The 20,515-nt window shown below is 71.1% G+C and carries 17 protein-coding genes; 12 read left to right on the top strand and 5 right to left on the bottom strand.

Annotated elements, in window-relative coordinates:
* Position 1: 1 nt before the first annotated feature.
* The 3 genes from OHO27_RS39640 to OHO27_RS39630 are packed head-to-tail and all read right to left on the bottom strand — an operon-like array spanning position 2 to position 2,972.
* Positions 2 to 913: an SDR family oxidoreductase gene (locus tag OHO27_RS39640; RefSeq protein WP_328429753.1), complete on the bottom strand. Its 912-nt coding sequence runs from the start codon at positions 911 to 913 to the stop codon at positions 2 to 4.
* 2 nt (positions 914 to 915) lie between these two features.
* Positions 916 to 1,647 carry a hypothetical protein gene (locus OHO27_RS39635; RefSeq protein ID WP_328429752.1) on the bottom strand — a complete coding sequence of 244 codons (732 nt, stop codon included), beginning with the start codon at positions 1,645 to 1,647 and terminating at the stop codon, positions 916 to 918.
* On the bottom strand, positions 1,647 to 2,972 hold the full coding sequence (locus tag OHO27_RS39630) for a phenylacetate--CoA ligase family protein (protein WP_328429751.1): 1,326 nt from the start codon (positions 2,970 to 2,972) through the stop codon (positions 1,647 to 1,649). Before OHO27_RS39630 ends, OHO27_RS39635 begins: the two co-directional genes overlap by 1 nt.
* 156 nt (positions 2,973 to 3,128) lie before the next feature.
* Between OHO27_RS39630 and OHO27_RS39625 the strand changes: the two genes are divergently transcribed.
* From OHO27_RS39625 to OHO27_RS39600, 6 genes are all read left to right on the top strand, one after another.
* The gene (locus tag OHO27_RS39625; protein ID WP_328429750.1) at positions 3,129 to 3,911 is read left to right on the top strand and encodes an electron transfer flavoprotein subunit beta/FixA family protein; all 783 of its coding nucleotides are present in this window, start codon (positions 3,129 to 3,131) and stop codon (positions 3,909 to 3,911) included.
* Positions 3,912 to 3,954: 43 nt separating this feature from the next.
* Positions 3,955 to 4,911 carry an electron transfer flavoprotein subunit alpha/FixB family protein gene (locus tag OHO27_RS39620; protein ID WP_328429749.1) on the top strand — a complete coding sequence of 319 codons (957 nt, stop codon included), beginning with the start codon at positions 3,955 to 3,957 and terminating at the stop codon, positions 4,909 to 4,911.
* 84 nt (positions 4,912 to 4,995) lie between these two features.
* Positions 4,996 to 6,075: an amidohydrolase family protein gene (locus tag OHO27_RS39615; protein WP_328429748.1), complete on the top strand. Its 1,080-nt coding sequence runs from the start codon at positions 4,996 to 4,998 to the stop codon at positions 6,073 to 6,075.
* Between the two features lie 22 nt (positions 6,076 to 6,097).
* The gene (locus OHO27_RS39610) at positions 6,098 to 8,506 is read left to right on the top strand and encodes a bifunctional acetate--CoA ligase family protein/GNAT family N-acetyltransferase (protein WP_328429747.1); all 2,409 of its coding nucleotides are present in this window, start codon (positions 6,098 to 6,100) and stop codon (positions 8,504 to 8,506) included.
* Positions 8,503 to 9,477, top strand: a complete 975-nt coding sequence (locus OHO27_RS39605; protein ID WP_328429746.1) for an LLM class flavin-dependent oxidoreductase — start codon at positions 8,503 to 8,505, stop codon at positions 9,475 to 9,477. The genes OHO27_RS39610 and OHO27_RS39605 overlap by 4 nt, the downstream gene beginning before the upstream one ends.
* Positions 9,478 to 9,563: 86 nt before the next feature.
* Complete coding sequence (locus OHO27_RS39600; protein WP_328429745.1) at positions 9,564 to 10,079, top strand: PaaI family thioesterase; 516 nt, start codon at positions 9,564 to 9,566, stop codon at positions 10,077 to 10,079.
* Here OHO27_RS39600 and OHO27_RS39595 read toward each other — a convergent pair.
* Together OHO27_RS39595 and OHO27_RS39590 are read right to left on the bottom strand one after the other, a co-directional pair.
* Positions 10,073 to 11,224, bottom strand: coding sequence for an acyl-CoA dehydrogenase family protein (locus tag OHO27_RS39595; protein ID WP_328429744.1), 1,152 nt, complete (start codon positions 11,222 to 11,224; stop codon positions 10,073 to 10,075). The two genes, OHO27_RS39600 and OHO27_RS39595, sit on opposite strands and share 7 nt — an antisense overlap.
* 99 nt (positions 11,225 to 11,323) lie before the next feature.
* On the bottom strand, positions 11,324 to 11,989 hold the full coding sequence (locus OHO27_RS39590; RefSeq protein ID WP_328429743.1) for a GntR family transcriptional regulator: 666 nt from the start codon (positions 11,987 to 11,989) through the stop codon (positions 11,324 to 11,326).
* Between the two features lie 94 nt (positions 11,990 to 12,083).
* Between OHO27_RS39590 and glyA the strand changes: the two genes are divergently transcribed.
* The 6 genes from glyA to OHO27_RS39560 all read left to right on the top strand — a co-directional run bounded on the left by glyA (position 12,084) and on the right by OHO27_RS39560 (position 20,438).
* Positions 12,084 to 13,418: a serine hydroxymethyltransferase gene (glyA, locus tag OHO27_RS39585; RefSeq protein ID WP_328429742.1), complete on the top strand. Its 1,335-nt coding sequence runs from the start codon at positions 12,084 to 12,086 to the stop codon at positions 13,416 to 13,418.
* Positions 13,415 to 14,635, top strand: coding sequence for a sarcosine oxidase subunit beta family protein (locus OHO27_RS39580; RefSeq protein WP_328429741.1), 1,221 nt, complete (start codon positions 13,415 to 13,417; stop codon positions 14,633 to 14,635). The genes glyA and OHO27_RS39580 overlap by 4 nt, the downstream gene beginning before the upstream one ends.
* Before the next feature lie 23 nt (positions 14,636 to 14,658).
* Complete coding sequence (locus tag OHO27_RS39575; protein ID WP_328429740.1) at positions 14,659 to 14,958, top strand: sarcosine oxidase subunit delta; 300 nt, start codon at positions 14,659 to 14,661, stop codon at positions 14,956 to 14,958.
* Positions 14,955 to 17,819 carry a sarcosine oxidase subunit alpha family protein gene (locus tag OHO27_RS39570; RefSeq protein WP_328429739.1) on the top strand — a complete coding sequence of 955 codons (2,865 nt, stop codon included), beginning with the start codon at positions 14,955 to 14,957 and terminating at the stop codon, positions 17,817 to 17,819. The genes OHO27_RS39575 and OHO27_RS39570 overlap by 4 nt, the downstream gene beginning before the upstream one ends.
* Positions 17,812 to 18,435: a sarcosine oxidase subunit gamma gene (locus OHO27_RS39565; RefSeq protein ID WP_328429738.1), complete on the top strand. Its 624-nt coding sequence runs from the start codon at positions 17,812 to 17,814 to the stop codon at positions 18,433 to 18,435. The genes OHO27_RS39570 and OHO27_RS39565 overlap by 8 nt, the downstream gene beginning before the upstream one ends.
* Positions 18,436 to 18,845: 410 nt before the next feature.
* Complete coding sequence (locus OHO27_RS39560; protein ID WP_328430687.1) at positions 18,846 to 20,438, top strand: serine/threonine-protein kinase; 1,593 nt, start codon at positions 18,846 to 18,848, stop codon at positions 20,436 to 20,438.
* The last annotated feature ends 77 nt before the right edge of the window (positions 20,439 to 20,515 follow it).

Genomic DNA, 20,515 nt, shown 5'->3' with positions numbered 1-20,515 from the left:
TTCACGCCCCGTTCCGGTTGCCGAGCGCGTCGGCGTTCGGAGCGGCCTTGGCCACCAGGTTCGGGACCACGGAGGTCAGCTCCTGAGGGGTCCACCGGGTCTCGGCGCTCGCGGCGGGGCCGTTGACCCAGCCCTCCAGGACGGTGATGCGGTTGCCCATGACGCCGAACACACGGCCGGTGACCTCGCGCGAGGCCGCCGAGCCCAGCCACACCACGAGGGGTGAGATGGCCTCCGGGGTCAGGTCCTCGCTCTCCGCGGCCCGTCGCATCATCTCGATGTCCTCGGTCAGCCGGGTGAGCGCGGTGGGCGCGATCGCGTTCACCGTCACGCCGTAGCGGGCGAGCTCGGCGGCGGCGATGAGGGTGAGGCTGGCGATGCCGGCCTTGGCGGAGCCGTAGTTGGACTGGCCCGGGTTGCCGAAAATACCGGACGGGGAGGTCGTGTTGATGACCCTCGCGTCGTTGGCGTGCCCGGCCTTGGCGCGCTCCCGCCAGTGCGCGGCCGCGTGGTGCAGGGTGGCGATGCTGCCCTTGAGGTGGACGGCGAGCACGCCGTCCCAGTCCTGCTCGGTCATCGACACGATCGTCCGGTCGCGCAGGATGCCGGCGTTGTTGACGAGCACGTCCAGTCCGCCGTAGGTGTCCACGGCCTGCCGGACGAGGCGGCCGGCGCCGTCCCAGGTGGCGATGTCGTCCGTGTTGGCGACCGCCTCGCCGCCCGCCTCGGCTATCTCGTCGACCACGGCCTGGGCGGGTCCGGCCGACGCGCCCCCACCGTCACGCGTGCTGCCCAGGTCGTTGACCACGACCTTCGCACCGTGCGCGGCGAGCGCCAGGGCGTGCGCCCGGCCGATGCCGTTGCCGGCTCCGGTGACGACCACCACGCGGCCGTCGACCACTCCTTCGGACATCTTCAACTCCTCGATGACAGTGACTGGTCGGCCTCGGTGAACAGCACGCGCGGGTCCTCGCTGCCGCAGATGCACCGGCCGACGATCACTCGGCCCGGGATGCCGAGCGGTGTCCGGGGCAGAGGTGACGTGCGCTGTTCCCCCGCCGCCACGAACAACTCGCCGTCCTGGTCGCCGACCCGCCATTCGGCGGCGTTGACGTGCGCGCCGCTCCGCGCGGGACACTCCATGGCGAGAGCCGGCCCCAGGGGCGAGAGCACGCAGGCGGGCACGCCCACCGCATGCAGCACCGACACGGCGGCGGGGCGGGCCAGGACGACGGGCATCGGCCGGAACATCTCGCCGATGTCGGTGGCCCCGGAGAGCCCCTCCAGGGTCTCGGCGGACAGGCCGATCACGGCGTGCGGGCGCAGTTCACGGTGGAAGACCGAGGTGCGGCGGTGATCCCAGCCCATCGCCTCGGCGATGCCGTACGTCACCCGCAGGCCACGCAGTGCCCCGATCATCGCGTGGCACCAGAAGCCCTCGAATCCGGACGCGGTCAGAACGGCCCGCTGCCCGGCGGCCAGTCCGTGCCCGCGCAGTCGCTCGGTGATCCAGGCCGTGTCCCGGGCGATCTCCGCCCAGGTGAGGTCGGTCTCCCGTATCCCGTCTGCGGCCGGGAAGCGTACGAGGTAGGCGAGGTCGGGCCGGTCGAGTTCGCGGGCCCGGGCGAGGGTGTCGGCGCGTGCCATCAGCTCTTCACCACCCGGGGGAACTTGGCGACGCTGGTCATGGTCTGCAACAGCTCCTCCTCGGTCCGCAGATCGAGCACGGGCTCCACGCCGGTCCGCTCGTGCACGGCCTTGCCCAGTCGTCCGGCCAGGGCATCCACATCGCCGGTGATGTCGGGGTCGTAGCCGACCCGCAGCCGCAGTGCGTCGACCTCGCGCCGCTCCCGGACGATCTGGAACACGCCCGCGACCGTCTCGGGCTGGTCCTCCACCGCCTGCCAGATGTCCGCGAGGACCACGGAGCGGCCCTGGACGAGGGTCTCGTCGCCCCGTCGGCCGCCCACCCACATCCGGGCGTGGGTGCGTCCGCAGCCGCAGCGGTCCCGTGACATCCGTACGAGGTCCTCGCTGCGGTAGCGGATGAGCGGGGCGGCCCGGTTGTCGAGGTCGGTGGCGACCAGTTCGCCCAGGTCGCCGTCCGGGACGTCACGCCAACCGCCCTGCTCGTCGGCCTCGACGCACTCGGCGAAGACGGTGTCCTCCCAGAGGTGGAAGCCGTCGTGCTCACGGCACTCCCAGGCGGTGCCGGTGTCGGCCGCGCTGGTGTACTCGTAGACGTCGATGCCCCAGTCGTCACGGATCCGGTCGCGCATCTTCCGGCTGAGCGGCTGGCCGGCGCACGAGGCGCCCTTGAGCGAGGAGAAGGCCTCCTTGAGGTCCACCTTGTCGGCCAGGTGCTCCAGCTCCACCATGTGCGGATACATCATCTGCAGATAGACCGGCCGGTATGCGCGGATGGCCTCCACGATTTCGTGCATCCTGCCGAGCCAGATGTCCACCTCGATCACCACGGCGCCGAGGGCCTGGTATCCGGGGTCCATGAGGTTGCGGAAGTTGCCGGCGGCGCTCAGCACCCGGTCCCCCGGCCGAAGGCCCAGCTCCCACAGGTCCCGCACCTGCGCGGTCACCAGCGGCGGCGCGTCCTGCCAGATCTCGGCGAAGAACTCCGGGTCGCCGGTGGTGCCCGAGCTGGAGGAGACCGAGGTCAGCTCCTCGATGGGCACGCAGAGCAGGCCACCGAAGGGGTCGCCCGTGCGGGCCCTGTGTGCGCGCACCATGTCCTTGGTGATGAAGGGCACGCGCTCCCGGAAGTCCTCGAGGGACCGGATGTCGCGCGGGTGTACCCCGTGTCCGTCCCAGAGCTCGCGGTAGAGGACGGAGTTGGCGTAGGCGTACTCGACGAGCTCCAGGACGCGTTCCTCCTGCCGTGCCCGCAGCTGCTCGCGGGGCATGGTCTCCACCTGGGGCTCGAAGTACCTGTCAGCGGTGTCCCTGTCACCGGCCATGGCGCCTCCTCGCGGCTCAGTGCCCAGATCTTCCAGCTATCAGCGCAATCAGTCAACCAATTCGACTGATTCAAGTGAAGACCTCGCGCGCCGCGGGCCAGATATAGTTAACTATTAGCACTCATTCAACCTGAAGGAACCTACAGGAGGGGTGCCGTGAAGATCGTTGTCTGTGTGAAGCACGTGCCCGACGCCGCGGCCGACCGCGCCTTCACCGAGGACTGCACCACCGACCGCGCCTCGGTCGACTCGCTGCTGTCCGAGCTCGACGAGTACGCGGTGGAGCAGGCCCTGAGGATCGCCGAATCGGGCGATGCCGACGCCGAGATCTGCTATCTCACCGTCGGTCCCGACGACGCCAGGGACGCGCTGCGCAAGGCGCTCGCCATGGGCGGCGACTCGGCAATCCATGTGAGCGACGACGACATCGAGGGCAGCGATGCCTTCGGCACGTCCCTCGTGCTGGCCCGGGCCATCGAGCGGCACGGGTTCGATCTCGTGCTGTGCGGGATGGCCTCGACGGACGGCACCATGGGCGTCGTACCGGCGATGCTGGCAGAGCGGCTCCGCGTGCCGGCGGTCACCCATCTCGAGGAGCTGACGGTCGAGGACGGCGCGGTGAGCGGGCGCCGGGAGGGCGACGGGGCGAGCGTGCGCGTCCAGGGCGCGCTGCCGGCCGTGGTGTCGGTGACCGACCGCTCGGGCGATGCCCGCTACCCCTCCTTCAAGGGGATCATGGCCGCGAAGAAGAAGCCGGTCGAGACCCTGGACCTCGCGGACCTCGGCATCGACCCCGCGCAGGTCGGGTTCAGCGGCGCCCGGTCGGCCGTCGGCGCCACAGCCAGGCGTCCGCCCCGCACCCAGGGCGAGATCGTCGTCGACGACGGCGCGGGCGGCGCCGCACTGGCCGCATTCCTCACCGCCAAGAAGTTCATCTGACCTCGCCGAGCCATACAGCCGAGCCATACAGGAGCACAGCACCATGCCCGAGATCCTCGTCCTCGTCGAACACACCGGCGGTGCCGTACGCAAGCCGACCCTCGAACTGCTCACCCTGGCCCGCCGGCTGGGCGAGCCCTCGGCGGTCCTCCTCGGCCCGGGCGCGGACAGCGCGTCCGAGACGCTCGGCCGGTACGGCGCGCACAAGGTCTACGTCGTCGACGCCCCGGAGGTCGGCGAGTTCCTCGTCACCCCGGCCGTCGACGCCCTCACGCAGATCGCCGAGCGCACCGGCCCGGCAGCGATCCTGCTGCCGTCCGGGCCGGACGGCAAGGAGACCGCGGCGCGGGTCGCGCTCCGGCTCGACGCCGGGCTCATCACCGACGCCGTCGACGTCACCGCCGGGCCCGACGGCCCGGTCACCGAGCAGTCGGCGTTCGCGGCGACCTACCAGGTGACGGCCCACGTCACCCGGGGCGTGCCGGTCATCACGGTCAAGCCGAACGCCGCCGCACCCGAACCCGCCCCCGTCACGCCGGTCGTGGAGAAGCAGGACGTCACCTTCGGCCCGGACTCCACCGCCGTCCGAGTCCTCTCCCGCACGCGACGGGAGCGTGGCGACCGGCCGGAGCTGACCGAGGCCGACATCGTGGTCTCCGGCGGCCGGGGCGTGAACGGCGACTTCGCGGTGATCGAGCACGTCGCCGACGCGCTCGGCGCCGCCGTCGGGGCGTCCCGGGCCGCCGTGGACGCGGGCTGGTACCCGCACAGCCATCAGGTCGGCCAGACCGGCACCCAGGTCTCCCCCCAGCTCTACGTCGCGGCCGGTATCTCCGGCGCGATCCAGCACCGCGCGGGCATGCAGACGTCGAAGACCATCGTCGCCGTCAACAAGGACGCCGACGCCCCCATCTTCGAGCTCGCCGATCACGGCGTCGTCGGGGACCTCTTCGAGGTGCTGCCGCAGCTGGTGGCGGAGATCGAGCACCGCCGAAGCTGATCTCCGACCGCTGCGGCCTTCCCTTCGACCATCTATACAACTAAAATCGCTAACTAATTACATCCATTGACCCGAAGGAGCGTCATGTCGAAGATCTGGGTCAACTCGGGCGACTCGCACGTGATGGAACCGGCGGACGTGTGGACCGAGCGGCTGCCGGCCCGGCTCGGCGCCCGCGCCCCGCGCAGTGAGCGCGGCGAGAAGTACGAGATGCTCTACATCGACGGCGAGCGCATCGACCGCCAGCTCGGCGACTTCATGGACGCCATGCGCCCGCCGGGGGCCTGGGACCTGAACGTCCGCCTCATGGACCTCGACCAGGAGGGCGTGTGGTCCCAACTGGCCTTCCCCTCCATGGGGTTCTGGCTCGTCTCGATCACCGACCGGGAACTCGCCCGGGAGACCGTACGGGCCTGGAACGACTGGGCGTACGACGAGATCCTGCAGAAGAACAAGCGGGTCATCACCACGGCCTGCGTCTCGACGGCCGACATCGGTGACGCGGTCGCCGAGCTGGAACGGGCGGCCGAGATGGGCTTCCAGTCGGTCTTCCTGCCGTGCTCGACCCGGGCGGGCGAGGAGTACGCCCTGGACCGCTGGGAGCCACTGTGGACGGCAGCAGAACGGGCCGGCATGGTGCTCGGATTCCATATCGGCACGGGCGGCCAGAACGTCGTCTTCCGCGGCCCCGGCGGCGCGGTCGTCAACTACATGGAGACGACCTACCCGGGCATGCGCGTCGTCTCCCACATGGTCGCGGGCGGCGCCCTCGACCGGCACCCGGACCTGAAAATCCTGATCGCGGAGGGCGGCGCGGGCTGGGTGCCGGCCATCGGCGACCGGATGGACGAGGCGTACCGCCAGCACGGCATGTTCGTCCGGCCGAAGCTGAGCCGACTGCCCAGCGAGATCATCCGGCAGCAGGTGTATGCGTCCTTCCAGCACGACAAGAGCTCGGTGGAGATCGTCGAATCGACGGGCTACCGCAATGTCATGTGGGGCGACGACTACCCCCACCTGGAAGGCACCTACGGTCACACCCAGGCCACGCTCCACGACCTGTTCGACGGCGTGCCGGAAGACGTCCGCGAGCGTGTCACCCGCGGCACGTTCAACGAGCTGTTCAAGCTGCCCGAGCAGACTCCCCAGGAGACGGCGTTCTGAGCGGCGGCAGGGCGAACCAGCGGTGACCACTCCCCCGTATCCCGAAGACCTGGAGCGGCCCGGCCTCGTCCGGACCGGGCGGTCGACGTTCGTCAGGCCGATCCGGCCCGAGGACGCCGACCGCCTGGTCGCGTTCGTCGGCGGCCTGTCCCGGGCCACCCTCGCCTACCGCTCCCTCGGCCCGGTCGTCCGCGCCCGCGACGACGTCATCCGGCGCGGCGCCCACGTCGACTACCTCAACGAGCTGGCTCTCGTCGCCCTCGCCGGGGACGAGATCGCCGGCCTCGTACGCTACGTCCGCGACCCGGAGGATCCGGAGCACGCGGAGGTCACGTTCACGATCCGGGACGACCACCAGAGCGAGGGGTTCGGCCGACTGCTCCTGGAGCACATCGCCGCCGCCGCGCGCGCACGCGGCATCCGGGTGCTGGAGGCCGACGTCCTCGCCGACAACACCCGGATGATCAACGTCCTCCTCGGCTCCGGATACCGGATCGAGACCGGTCCGCCGGGCCAGATCATCCACTTCGAGATCGCCGTCGACCCCCAGGCCCTGGCGGTCGCTCGGGCCGAGCGCCGCGAGCACACAGCCGTACGGCGCTCCCTGCGGCCCCTGCTCGAACCCCGGTCGGTGGCCGTGATCGGGGCCAACCGCAGCCACCTGACGATCGGCCACGAGATCGTGGCCAACCTGCTGCGCGGCGGCTTCGGCGGCAGCGTGTACCCGGTCAACCCGCAGGCCGAACGGATCGCCGGAACACGGGCGTACGCGAGCCTGCGCGACCTTCCCGAACCGCCGGACCTGGCGCTGGTCGCCGTACGGGCCGAGGCGGTTCCCGATGTCATACGGGAGTGCGCGGAGGTCGGCGTCAAGGCGGTGGTCGTCGTCTCAACGGGCTTCGGGGAGACGGGAGTCGAGGGCCGGAGAACCGAGCTGGAGCTGGCACGCTTCGCCCGGGCGTCCGGCATGCGGATGGTGGGCCCGAACTGCATGGGCGTGGTCAACACGACGCCCGCGGCGCGGCTGGCCGCGACCTTCTCGCCCGCCCTGCCGGCGCCCGGCCGCGTCGCCATGTCCAGCCAGTCCGGGCCGCTGGGGCTCGCGGTGCTCGACTACGCCCGGCGGCTCGGGCTCGGCTTCTCCGGCTTCGTGTCGGTGGGTCACGCCGTGGACGTGTCCACCAACGACCTGCTCCAGTGGTGGGAGGAGGATCCGGGGACCTCGGTGATCCTGCTGCACGTCGAGACCTTCGGCAATCCGCGCAGGTTCGCCCGCGTCGCCCGCCGGATCGCGCCGCGCAAACCGATCGTCGCGGTCCACCCGGGAACGGCGGATTCGGCGGTGAGTTCGCTGTTCGCCCAGTCCGGCGTGATCCGCACGCGCAGTCTCCAGGAGCTGTTCGACGTAGCCCTGCTGCTCGCCCACCAGCCTCCGCCGCCGGGCAACCGGGTCGCCGTGATCACCAACGCGGGCGGACCCGCGGCACTGACGGTCGGGGCGTGCGCGGCGAGCGGCCTGTGCGTACCCGCGCTCGGTGAGTCCACCCGGCGGCGGCTCCGCTCGGCGCTCGCGCCCCGCGTGGACGTCTCCAACCCGGTCGACCTGACCCCTACGGCCACCGCCGCGGACTACCGGCAGGCATTGGACGCCGTACTGGCCGACGACGACATCGACGCGGCCGTCGTCCTGTTCATGCCGCCGCTCGCGGACAAACCCGACGAGGTCGCGTCGGCGATCCTCGACGCGGCCGCGGCCCGGCCCGACAAGCCGGTGGTGGCCAGCTTCCTGGGCGGCGCGGGCGTCGCCGACCTCCTGCACCGGGGCGACCTGGTGGTGCCCACGTACACGTTCCCGGAGGCGGTGGCCGGCTCGCTCGGACACGCGGCGGCCTACCAGGCCTGGCGCAGCACGCCCGCGGGTGTCGTGCCCGATCTCCCGGAAGTCGACGTCGAGCGTGCCCGTTCGCTGCTGGCCGGCTGTACACCCGGACCGCTTCCCGTGGGAATCGCCGTCGCGTTGCTCGCCGCGTACGGAATCGCCGTACGGGACGAGGAGCCCGGCCCCGGTCCGGACGCGTTCGTGTCCGTCAGCGCCGACCCGGTCTTCGGGCCGGTGCTCGCCTTCGGCCTGACCGGGGACTACGCCGATCTCATGGCGGACGTGGCCCACCGGGTCACTCCGCTCACCGACCGTGACGCCCGCGAGATGGTCCGCTCGCTGCGGGCGGCTCCCCTGCTGGAGGCCCGGGGTGTGGAGTTCGCGGCCCTGGCGGAGACCGTCCTGCGGATCTCGGCGATGGTCGAGGACCTCCCCGAGATCGACGCACTGGAACTACGGCCGATCCGGCTGCTGCCGCCCGGGGACGGGGTGGCTGTCGCGCACGCGACGATCCGACTGACGGCCGAGGAAACAGGAGGAGGCCCCGCATGAAGGTGGGCATCTACTTCGACATGCGCAACCCGCCGCCGTGGCGGCAGAGTTGGTCGCGGCTGTACGGCTTCGCCCTGGAGATGTGTGAGGAGGCGGACCGGCTCGGCCTCGACTCGGTCTGGTTCTCTGAGCACCATGGCTTCGAGGACGGCTACCTCCCCCAGCCGCTCACCATGGCGGCCGCGGCGGCGGCCCGTACCCGCCGGGTACGCCTGGGCACGGCGGTCATCCCGGCCCCGCTGCACGCGGCCCCCGAGATGGCCGAACAGGCCGCGCTCGTGGACATCATCAGCGGCGGCCGCCTGGACCTCGGTCTCGGCACCGGCTACCGGGTCCCCGAGTACCGGCTGTACGGAGCCGATCTCACCAAGCGCTACACCACGACCGATCAGCGGGTACGCGAGATCCGTGGCCTGTGGGCCGAGTCCCTGGTCACCCCCGGCCCGGTCCAGGACCCGCTGCCGATCTGGCTCGGCTACCAGGGCCCGCAGGGCGCCCGGCGGGCCGGCCGGCTGGGCACAGGGCTGCTGTCGCTCAACCCGGCGCTGCTGACGCCGTACCGGGACGGGCTCATCGAGAGCGGGTACGACCCGTCCACGGCCCGGATGCAGGGCTCGTTCACGACGTTCGTCACCGAGGACCCCGAGGGCGACTGGCCGGTGGTGCGCACACATCTGCAGTACCAGTGGGACAGCTACCGCCGCTACATGGTCGAGGGCACGGACCAGCCGGCCCCTCGCCCCATCAACCCCGAGAAGTGGCGGGAGACCGGGCTGAGCGCGAGCGGCTTCGGTCAGTTCCTGTACGGCACACCGCAGGAGACCGCCGACGCCATCAAGGCGTACGTGGCGGACTTGCCGGTGGAAGGGGTGTTCCTTTGGGCCTCGCTGGCGGGGATGCCCGAGGACATGGTGGCCCGCCAGGTCCAGCTCATCGCCGGGAAGCTGCGCCCGCTGCTCGCCGATCTCTGAAGCCTGATGCCTGATGCCTGATGCCTGATGCCTGATGCCTGATGCCTGATGCCTGAAGTCTGATGTCCGACAAGAGGAGTCACACCATGTCCACGCCGACGCCGACGGGGCCCTGGGCGGGCGCCGACTTCCAGGAGCCGCCCCGGACCCCGGGCGGCGTCGCCCTGTGCGGGGCGTGCCGCGCTGCCGGGTCCTGTCGCCTGGGCGTGGAGCGCGAGCGGCTCGACGAGGACGGGGTGGCGCGGTTCGAGCTGTCCTGCCCTCGTGACCAGGAGGGCGGGCCGGATGTCGCGCACGGCGGCTGGACTGCGGCCGTGCTGGACGACTGTCTCGGCCATCTACCGTTGCTGCACCGGGTGTTGAGCGTGACGGCGGAGCTGAGCGTGAGCTTCGTGAAGCCGGTTCCCGTGGAACGGCCGCTGGAGGTCCGGGCCCGGGTGGAGAAGCGGGAGGGCCGACGCTGGTACATCGCGGGCGAGATGGTGCTCCTGCCGACGCGCGCTGTGCTCGCCCGGGCCTCCGGGATCTGGGTGACCCGGGACCGGAGCCACTTCGCACGGCACGAGGAGTGGCTGGCCGAACAGGACGACCGGGCTCAGTAGGAACGCAGTCCCATGCTGCGCGCGATGCCGTTGCGCTGGATCTGGCTCGTTCCCCCTGAGATGGTGGCCACGATCGACTCCCGGTAGCGGAAGCTCATCACGCTCTCCGTCGAGAACCCGTGGCCCGCGAGGATCTGCATCCCGAGGCGGGCGGCGGCCACATAGGTCTCCGACCCCTTCAGCTTCGCCATCGAACCTTCCCGTGTGCATGGCTTGCCCTGCGCGAGCAGCCATGCGGCACGGTGGGCGAGCAGCCGGGCGGAGTCGATCTCGGTCTGCAGGTCGGCCATGGCGTGGGCGAGCGCCTGGAAGTTGCCGACCGGCCGGCCGAAGGCGTGCCGGGTGCGGGCGTATTCGAGCATCTCGTCGAGCGTGGCCTGAGCGGCCCCCAGATACCCGCCGCTGATGATCACCTTCTCCAGCTCGATGTTGGAGAGCATGACCTTCCAGCCCTCGTCGCGCGGTCCGACGAGGTTCTCCTTCGGGACCAGGGCGTCGTTGAAGAAGACCTCGTTGGTGCCCAGGATGTGCCGGGCCAGCGTCGGCGTCCGGCGCACCTCGACACCCTCCGTCGACGGGTCGACGAGCAGCAGACTGATGCCTGCGTGCTTCGGCTCGCGGGGCCCGGTGCGCACGTACGTGGCGATGGTCGTGTCGGGCAGGCCCCCGCCCGTGCACCACGCCTTCTGCCCCCGCACGAGGAAGTGGTCCCCGTGGTCCTCGGCGGTGGTGCGCAGCGCCGCGGCGTCGGACCCGCTGTCGGGCTCGCTAAGGCCTACGGCCAGACGGTGGCGGCCCGTCATCACCTGCTCGCGTATGAAGGCGCGCTGTGCCTCGTTGCCCCAGCGGAACACCGTGATCCCGGGGATGAGCACACCGATGTAGCACATGGCGACGTCGAAGCTGGCCCGTCCCAGCTCCTCCGCGATCAGGATCAGTTCCAGCGGCCCGCCACCGTCACCGCCCTCGTCCTCACCGAACGGCAGCGAGAACCAGCCCAGCTCGGCCATGCCCCGGAAGAGTTCGGGCGGTACGACGCCGTCCTCGTCCCACTGCTTGGCCTTCTCGGCCGGGCACACATCGGCGACGAACTGCCGTGCCGTCGCGCGCAACAGGTCCTGCTCGTCGGTCAGCCCGAAATCCACGACCACTCCTCGCCGCCCACTCGGCTATTCATCTATCTAATTATTCTATGTTAACTGATCCTGACGGATCTGTGCCTGTGGGTGTCGGCCCCTGCGTTGTCAGATGGCCTCGCGGATGGCCCGTTCGAAGCCCTCGACATGGCTGCGGGCGAGCTGCGCCGCCTTGTCGGGGTCCCCGGCGACGATCGCCTCGACCAGCGGTCCGTGCTCCTCGACATGGCCGGCCATGTCGGCCAGCCGGTCGACGAACAGACACCAGATGCGGGTCGCCAGGTTGTCGTGGCGGACGAGGGTGTCCTCCAGGTACGGATTGTGCGTGGCGGCGTAGATGGCGCGGTGGACCTGGAGGTCCAGGTGCATGAGCTCGGCGGCGTCGCGCTGCCGGGGCCCCTCACTCTCCAGCTCCACCCGCAGGGCCGTCAGGACGGCCCGGTCCGCGGCCGTCGCACGGCGTGCGGCCTGGGCGGCGGCCAGGGGCTCCAGCTCCAGGCGCACCTCGGAGATGTGAGCCAGGTCGGTGATGTTGACCTCGGTGGCGAAGGTGCCGCGTCGCGGGTAGGTCGTGATGAGCCGCTCGTACTGGAGCCGCTTGAGGGCCTCGCGCACCGGCGTCCGTCCGACGCTGAGGGACTGCGCAAGCTGGTCCTCGTTGATCGGCGCGCCCGGGCGGATCTCGAGCATGACGAGCCGGTCGCGGATGGCGCGGTAGGCCCGCTCGGCGAGGGACACTTCCTCACCTCTGGGCGCTGTCACCACGTTCTGCATGAGGCCCCCTTGACCTGGTCGGCGAGCTCTCATACCGTACCGCAGAGGTTGATATATCAGTTGCTCATTAGTTGGCTCCCAGGATGGTGCACAGATGGCAGCGAACCCGTCGATCACCACGTCCGCCTCTCCCCTCTCCCTCCCGCTGGGCGAGCTCGACCCGGAGGTCGCAGCCGCCGTCGGCGCGGAGCTCCACCGGCAGCAGTCCACCCTGGAGATGATCGCCTCGGAGAACTTCGCCCCGGCCGCCGTCATGGAGGCCCAGGGCTCGGTGCTGACCAACAAGTACGCCGAGGGCTACCCAGGCCGTCGCTACTACGGCGGCTGCGAACACGTCGATGTCGTCGAGCAGTTGGCCATCGCCCGGGTGAAGGACCTGTTCGGCGCCGAGGCCGCGAACGTGCAGCCGCACTCGGGCGCCCAGGCCAACGCGGCCGCGATGTTCGCGCTGCTCGACCCCGGCGACACGATCCTCGGCCTCGACCTGGCGCACGGCGGTCATCTGACGCACGGCATGCGCATCAACTACTCCGGCAAGCTGTACAACGTGGTGCCGTACCACGTGCGCGAGTCCGACCTGCGCGTCGACATGGACGAGGTCGAGCAGCTCGCTCTCGCGCACCGGCCGAAGATGATCGTCGCCGGCTGGTCGGCCTACCCCCGGCGGCTGGACTTCGCCGCGTTCCGGCGGATCGCCGACGCGGTGGGCGCGTACCTGATGGTGGACATGGCGCACTTCGCGGGCCTGGTGGCCGCGGGCCTGCACCCGAACCCGGTGCCGTACGCCGATGTCGTCACGACCACCACGCACAAGACCCTCGGCGGTCCGCGCGGCGGGGTGATCCTCAGCCGTGCAGACCTGGCGAAGAAGATCAACTCGGCGGTCTTCCCGGGCCAGCAGGGCGGCCCGCTGGAGCATGTCGTCGCGGCGAAGGCGGTGGCCTTCAAGGTGGCGGCGGGCGAGGAGTTCAAGGAGCGCCAGCGGCGCACCCTGGACGGCGCCCGCATCCTCGCCGGACGGCTGCTGGCCGATGACGTGGCCGAGGCCGGGATCACCGTGCTGACCGGCGGCACCGAGGTCCATCTGGTCCTCGTCGACCTGCGCAACTCCGCGCTCGACGGGAAGCAGGCCGAGGACCGGCTGCACCGCATCGGCATCACCGTCAACCGCAACGCGGTGCCGTTCGACCCGCGCCCGCCGATGGTCTCGTCGGGGCTGCGGATCGGGACCCCGGCCCTGGCCACCCGCGGCTTCGGCGAGACGGAGTTCCGCGAGGTCGCCGACATCATCGCGCAGGCCCTGATGGCGGAGCCGCTCGGCGACGAGCGCGCCGGCCTGCTGCGGGACCGGGCCGCGAAGCTCGCGGGCGCGTTTCCCCTCTATCCCCACCTGACCGGGAACCCCCACCTGATCGGAGACGCGGCATGACCGCCGAGCCGCTGCCGGAGCACCCGGACTTCCTGTGGCGCAACCCCGAGCCGCGTTCCTCGTACGACGTCGTCATCGTCGGCGCCGGAGGGCACGGCCTGGCGACCGCGTACTACCTCGCCAAGAACCACGGCATCACCAACGTCGCCGTCCTGGAGAAGGGCTGGCTGGCCGGCGGCAACATGGCGCGCAACACCACGATCATCCGCTCGAACTACCTGTGGGACGAGAGCGCGGCGATCTACGAGTACGCGCTCAAGCTGTGGGAGGGACTCCCGGAGGAGCTGGACTACGATTTTCTGTTCAGCCAGCGCGGCGTCCTCAACCTCGCGCACTCCCTCCAGGACGTCCGCGAGGGCGTGCGGCGCGTCAACGCCAACCGCCTCAACGGAGTCGACGCCCAGTGGCTCGAACCGGACGAGGTCGCCAAGGTCTGCCCGATCCTCAACCTCTCGTCCCGCACCCGCTATCCGGTCCTCGGCGGCACTTTCCAACCCCGGGCCGGTATCGCCAAGCACGATCACGTCGCCTGGGCGTTGGCCCGCCGGGCCGACGAGATAGGCGTGGACCTGATCCAGGGCTGCGAGGTCACCGGTTTCCTCAAGGACGGTGACCGGGTCGTGGGCGTCGAGACCAACCGGGGCCGCATCCTCGCCGGCCGGGTCGGTCTCGCGTCCGCCGGGCACAGCAGTGTGCTGGCCGAGCGGGCGGGCGTGCGGCTGCCGGTGCAGTCCCACCCGCTGCAGGCGCTGGTCTCCGAGCTGCACGAGCCGGTGCACCCCACGGTCGTCATGTCGAACCACGTGCACGTCTACGTCTCCCAGGCACACAAGGGCGAGCTGGTGATGGGCGCGGGCGTCGACTCGTACAACGGCTACGGCCAGCGCGGCTCCTTCCACGTCATCGAGCAGCAGATGGCCGCCGCCGTCGAGCTGTTCCCCGTCTTCGCCCGGGCGCACGTGCTGCGGACCTGGGGCGGCATCGTGGACGTCACCCCGGACGCCTCCCCGATCATCGGGACCACGCCCGTCGAGAACCTCTACGTCAACTGCGGCTGGGGCACCGGCGGTTTCAAGGCCACCCCGGCCGCCGGCTGGACCTTCGCGCACACCATCGCCACGGGCGAACCGCATCCGCTGAACGCCCCCTTCGCCCTCGAACGTTTCGCGACGGGCGCGTTGATCGACGAGCACGGCGCGGCAGCCGTGGCCCACTGAAAGCCTGTTGAGAGAAGGTCACCGTGCTGCTGATCAGCTGCCCATGGTGCGGCCCCCGCGACGAGACCGAGTACCACTACGGCGGACAGGCCCACGTCCCCTACCCCGAGACCACCGCCGACCTCACCGACGAACAGTGGGCCGAGTACGTCTTCTACCGCGACAACCCCAAGGGCCCCTTCGCCGAGCGGTGGATGCACAGCACCGGCTGCCGGCGCTGGTTCAACGTCCTGCGCGACACCGTCACTTACGAGGTGCTGAGCTCCTACCGGCTCGACGAGCCCCGCCCCGAACTGCCCCAGGCCGGAGGGAACAACCGATGACCGACCAGCGATTCCGGCGGCGGCAGGGCGGCCGTATCGACCGTGCCCGCGTGCTGCGGTTCACCGTCGACGGGCGGGAGCTGACCGGTCACCCCGGAGACACCGTCGCCTCAGCGATGCTGGCGAACGGTGTTGTCGAGGTCGCCCCGTCGCTCTACCGCGGCCGCCCGCGCGGCATCGTCTCCGCGGGCGTGGAGGAGCCCAACGCCCTGGTGCAGATCGACGGTTCGTGCTCGGAGGGCATGCTCCCGGCCACGACCGTGGAGCTGTACGACGGGCTCTCCGCCACCACCCTCTCCGGGATGGGCCGGCTCGACCCGAGCCCCGACCCCGCCGTGTACGACAAGAAGTACGTCCACACCGACGTCCTGGTGGTCGGCGCCGGACCGGCCGGACTCGCGGCCGCCGCCGCTGCCGCCGGCTCCGGCGCCCGCGTGATCCTCGTCGACGACCAGCCCGAGAGCGGCGGTTCGCTGCTCTCCGGCACCGGGACCGGCCTCGGGTGGGTCGCCGAGGTACGCGCGGCACTCGACGCCGCCCCCGGCGTCGTGGTCCTGCAACGCACCACGGCCTTCGGGTCGTACGACGACAACTACGTACTGGCCCTCCAGCGGCGCACCGACCATCTCGGAGCCGACGCCCCCGACCCGTCGGACGGCGTCTCACGTCAGCGGCTGTGGCACATCCGGGCCCGCCAGGTCGTCCTGGCGACCGGGGCCCACGAGCGTCCGCTGGTGTTCGCCGGCAACGACCTGCCCGGGGTGATGCTCGCCGGCGCCGTGCGTTCCTACCTCAACCGGTATGCGGTGGTGCCTGGTTCGAGGGCTGTCGTCAGCACGACCAACGACAGCGCGTACGACACCGTCGCCGACCTCCACGCCGCCGGGGTGGACATCGCCACCGTCGTGGACGCGCGCCCCGAACTGTCCCACCGGGCCGCCGAGGTCGCCGGGGCGACCGGAGTGCGGGTGCTCGCGGGCAGTGCGGTGGTCTCCGCTGCGGGCGACGGACGGCTCACCGGCGTCACCGTGCAGGCCCTCGACGAGGACGGCGAACTCACCGGTGCGGCAGAGTCGTTCGACTGCGACCTGCTCGCCGTATCGGGCGGGTGGAGTCCGGTGGTGCACCTGCACAGCCAGCGTCAGGGGCTGCTGCGCTGGGACGAGGAGCTGGTCGCGTTCGTCCCCGACGCAGCCGTGCGGGACCAGCGGGTCGTGGGTGCGGCGCGTGGGACGTACGACCTGGACGGCTGTCTGGCCGAAGGGGCACGGGCCGGTGCACGGGCCGCGACGGACGCCGGGTTCCCGGTCCCCGTGCCGTCGCCCGGCGCTGCGCGATCCGCGCCCGGTCCGGTGCGCGCACTGTGGCTGGTCCCCGCCCCCGACGGCGAACCCGCCACCTGGGACACCCACTTCGTCGACCTCCAGCGCGACGTCACCGTCGCAGACGTCTGGCGGTCCACCGGCGCCGGCATGCGCGGCGTGGAGCACGTCAAGCGCTACACCTCGCTCGGCACGGCGAACGACCAGGGCAAGACCTCCGGCGTCAACGCCATCGGCGTGATCGCCGAGGCCCTCGGCGGTTCACTGGGCGAGATCGGCACCACGGCCTACCGCGCGCCGTACACGCCGATCGCATTCGCCGCCCTGGCCGGGCGTGAGCGTGGCGAGTTGTTCGACCCGGAGCGCACGACGTCCATCCACACCTGGCACGTCGCCCAAGGGGCGGTGTTCGAGGACGTCGGACAGTGGAAACGACCCCGGTACTACCCCGGCACCGGCGAGGACATGGACACGGCCGTGGCCCGGGAGTGCCGGGCGGCCCGTGAGGGGGTGGCGTTCATGGATGCCTCCACCCTCGGCAAGATCGAGATCCGGGGCGCGGACGCGGGCGAGTTCCTCAACCGCATGTACACGAACGCCTTCAAGAAGCTGAAGCCCGGCACGGCCCGCTACGGGGTCATGTGCAAGCCCGACGGCATGATCTTCGACGACGGCGTGACCCTGCGCCTCGACGACAGCCGCTACTTCATGACCACCACGACCGGCGGTGCCGCCGGGGTCCTGGACTGGCTGGAGGAGTGGCTGCAGACGGAGTGGCCCGAACTCGACGTCCACTGCACCTCGGTGACCGAGCAGTGGGCGACGATCGCCGTCGTGGGGCCGCAGTCACGCCAGGTCGTCGGTCATCTCGCCCCCGACGTCGACCTGTCGAACGAAGCGTTCCCCTTCATGGCCTTCCGCGAGACCACCCTGGCCTCCGGCATCCCGGCCCGCATCTGCCGGATCTCCTTCTCCGGTGAACTCGCCTACGAGATCAACGTCTCCGCGTGGTACGGCCAGGCGGTCTGGGAGGAGGTGTACGCGATCGGCCGGCCGTACGACATCACCCCGTACGGCACCGAGACCATGCACGTCCTGCGCGCCGAGAAGGGCTACATCATCGTCGGCCAGGACACCGACGGCACGGTCACCCCGCAGGACGCGGGCATGTCCTGGGTGGTCTCGAAGCAGAAGGACTTCATCGGAAAGCGGTCCTACTCCCGCGCCGACACCTCCCGCACCGACCGCAAGCAACTGGTCGGCCTGCTGCCGACCGACCGTACGACGCGCCTGCCCGAGGGCGCCCAACTCGTCGCGCCGGACGTCTCCTTGGAGAGGGTGCCCGTGCCGATGCTCGGCCACGTCACCTCCAGTTACCACAGCCCGGCCCTCGGCCGCCCGTTCGCCCTGGCCCTCGTCGCCGACGGGCGGGCGAGGATCGGCGAGACCCTGCTCGCCCCCGTGGGTGAGGGCCTGGTGCCCGTCGAGGTGACCGACTTCGTCCTCTACGACCCAGAAGGGACCAAGCGAGATGGCTGAGCCCACGACCGACACGGGCTGCGGCCCGGTGGCACCGCGCACCAGCCCCCTGGCGCATCTGGAGGAACGTATGCGCACCGCGACCGTCACCGGCGCCCGGGGCGTCGCGCTGGCCGAGCGGCCGTTCCTCACCATGGTGAACCTGCGCGTCGATCCCGCCTCCGAGGCGGCCGAGCGCATGGCCAAGACCCTGGGGACCCCGCTCCCCCGACAATGCGGCCACACCACCGCGTCCGATGCCCACACGATCGTCTGGCTCGGCCCCGACGAGTGGCTCGTAGTGTCCGAAGGCACCTCCGTGGCCGCCGAGTTGAAGGAGGCACTCGGAGTGGACCCCGGATCGGTCGTGGACGTCTCGGCGAACCGCACCACCCTGGTGCTGAGCGGCCCGTCCGCCCGGGATGTGCTGGAGAAGGGCTGCGCGCTGGACCTGCACCCTCGGGCCTTCGGCCCCGGCCGCGCGGTGTCGACCACGGTGGGGCCCGTGGCGGTACTGCTGTGGCAGGTCGACGACGAGCCGACGTACCGGCTCTTCCCACGGTCCTCCTTCGCCGACTACCTGGCCCGCTGGCTCATCGACGCGATGAGCGAGTACCGGGGGCCGGCGATCCCCTGACAGGCCGGGGTTCTGTCTCCGGCTACGGTCCGGGCCTCGCGCTCGCGGCGGCCTCCGGCTGATCCGCAGACGCCGCCCGGCTCGGGCAGCCTCAGGCGCCGGTTTCCGGCAACAGGCCGAAAGCTGCCACCTTTCCCGCGATGAGGCGAACCATTCGAACCCGCTTCCGCGTGTAGCACAACGCGGCTCCTGGAAGGTCCGGGAAGAGGCGGGGGTCATGACGGCCGGTCGGGCGCGTGCGACATCATGTGTCCGCACCGGTCGGTGATCGCCGGGCCGCGGCGCCGGACGCCGCCCGCGGGGTGGCGGGCTCGCTGTTGAGCGCTGTATACGGGGATGCGGAGCTGCTGCGCGAGGGCGACATCCGCGATCGCCCCGGCTGCCGCACGAGGAGAGGGAGAGCCGTCCGGATGCACGACAAGGAGGCCGTACAGGTGCCACCGGACCAGGAGCGGAGGGTCGCGGGCCGCTACCTGCTGCTGTCGCGCCTCGGCGAGGGCGGCATGGGAACGGTGTGGCGTGCGCGCGACGAGGCGCTGCACCGCGACGTCGCCGTCAAGGAGGTGCGTGCCCCCGCCGGGCTGTCCGCCGCGCACATCGAGAGGATGTACACCCGGCTGGAGCGCGAGGCCTGGGCCGCCGCCCGCATCCCCAACCGCAACGTGGTGACCGTCTACGACGTGGCCACCGACGACGGCCGCCCCTGGATCGTCATGGAACTCGTGCGGGGACGCTCACTCGGAGACCTGCTGCGCGCCGAGGGACCGCTGACCCCCGAGCGGGCGGCGCAGATCGGCGCCGAGGTCCTGTCGGCTCTGCGCGCCGCACACCGCGAGGGTGTACTGCACCGCGATGTGAAGCCCGCGAACGTGCTGCTCGGCGATGACGGCAGCGTCGTACTCACCGACTTCGGCATCGCGATGGTCGAGGGTGATTCCTCGCTGACCATGACCGGCGAGGTCGTGGGCTCCCCCGAGTACCTTCCGCCCGAGCGGGCCCTCGGCCGCACGCCCGGTCCCGAGTCCGACCTGTGGTCGCTCGGCGTTCTGCTCTACGCGGCCGTGGAGGGCCTCTCCCCGTTCCGCCAGGACACCCCGCTCAGCACCCTGCGCGCGATCGTCGACGAGGAACCCCGGACACCGCGCCGGTGCGGCCCGCTCACCCCGGTCATCGAGGGGCTGCTGCGCAAGGAGCCCACCGAGCGGATGACCGCCGAACAGGCCGAGCGGGAGCTGCGGAAGACAGCGGCGGGCGGCGGTACGGCCGCGACGGCCCCGGCGGCCGACGGAACTCTCACCGTCGGTGACGCTCCCACGGCCGGTGACACCCCAACGATCGGTGACGCACCCACGGTTGGTGACGCAACGACCGCCGGTGACGGTACGTCGGCGTCGGCGCACGCCGTGATCGGGACATCGCTTGCCGAGCCCGTTCAGTCCCCTCAGCCCGCCCAACCTGCGGCCACCGCACCCGCGGGCGTCTTCGGCCCTCCCATCCCCTTCGAGCCGCAGCCCGCCGGCGTCCCGCGCCGCCGCCGACGCACCGCGGCCCTGATCGGCGGCGCGGTGGCGTGCGCCCTCCTCATCGCCGGGCTGAGCTACGTGCTGGTCAATCGGGGCGAGGACGAGGGAGGGAACGACAAGGACACCGCCACCTCGCAGCAGGTCCGTGCGACGGTGACCGGCGTGAACACGACCTACGTCGGGGAGTGTTCGCCGCCGGCCGACCAGGCCCCCACCTTCACGGCGACGTTCGCCGTGGACGAGGTGCCGGCCAGGATCACCTACCGGTGGGTGTCCAAGGACGGTTCGGTGGTCGACCGCGAGTGGCGCTCCCTCAATTTCGCGAGCGACGGGGACCGTACGGGCCAGGACGTCGTGCGCCTGACGGCGTACTCCAGGGCGGGAACCTTCACCAGCGAGGTCGGCGTGGAGGTCAAGGGCCCCCTGGGGACGACTTCGAACACGGTGCCCTTCTCGGTGACGTGCGAGCAGGCCCAGTGATCCAAGATCGGTTGAACCGCGGCGGGGCATACTTACGTGTATGTCCCGGGGGAGTTCACCCTCACACGGAGTGCGAG

Origin of the sequence: Streptomyces sp. NBC_00443, from assembly GCF_036014175.1 — a bacterium.
GTDB lineage: Bacteria > Actinomycetota > Actinomycetes > Streptomycetales > Streptomycetaceae > Streptomyces.
The sequence above is the reverse complement of the archived record's forward strand: the minus strand, read 5'-3'. Positions and strand labels throughout refer to the sequence as shown.